Below are 675 nucleotides of genomic sequence, written 5' to 3'. Positions count from 1 at the left end.
TCGTCTGATGTGTATTAGAGTCAGGCGCAACAATGACTCCGACAGCACACCCCCGACCGCAACCACCATCAAATGACCCCGAACGATCCCAGGAGGTGCAGTGTGGAGCACACACGTTGGTGATGCCGGTGGTGATGAAGGCGTTGATCTCGGGCCACCAAGTGTCGATGGTGGCGGCCAGGGTGAGCAGTTCAGGGATCTGGGAGTCGATGCACCAGGACAGGAATCGGTGCAGCCGGTGACGGGTCAGGTGCGCATCGCCGCCGACCCGCACGGTGGAGCACAGGGTGCGTAGTTCTTCTTTGGCGATCCACGCCGACAGGATCTGCCCACTGCTGTCTTCGTCGACGATGGCGTTCCACATCGTGGCGAAACTCTTGTCCGACAGTCGTTCTCGCGCCCGTAGCAGCCGGCGCCGGTTGGCCCATTCGGGATCGAGTTTGCGGCCGCGGCGATCCCGCAAGTCCCAGGTCACCCGGCGGCGCACCTTGGTCAGCGCGTCGTTGGCTAACGCCACCAGGTGGAAGTGATCGACCACCAGGGTGGCGTTCGGTAACAGCCCAGGTGTGCGGATCGCTGCGGCGTACACCGCGGCCGGGGAGCCTGTCACGATTTCTGTGTAAGTCAGAGGTGATTTGACTACGAGTTGTATTCTAGCACAACGGGATTCGACCC

General features: G+C 61.9%; 1 protein-coding gene. It reads right to left on the bottom strand.

Annotated elements, in window-relative coordinates; all coding sequences use genetic code 11:
- Positions 1-610: transposase (locus tag FPZ47_RS27755; protein ID WP_246859922.1), on the bottom strand; the 610-nt coding region annotated here is incomplete at its 3' end.
- Between the last annotated feature and the right edge of the window lie 65 nt (positions 611-675).

The organism is Mycobacterium helveticum, assembly GCF_007714205.1.
Lineage (GTDB): Bacteria > Actinomycetota > Actinomycetes > Mycobacteriales > Mycobacteriaceae > Mycobacterium > Mycobacterium helveticum.
This window is presented reverse-complemented; position numbering and strand designations above follow the sequence as displayed.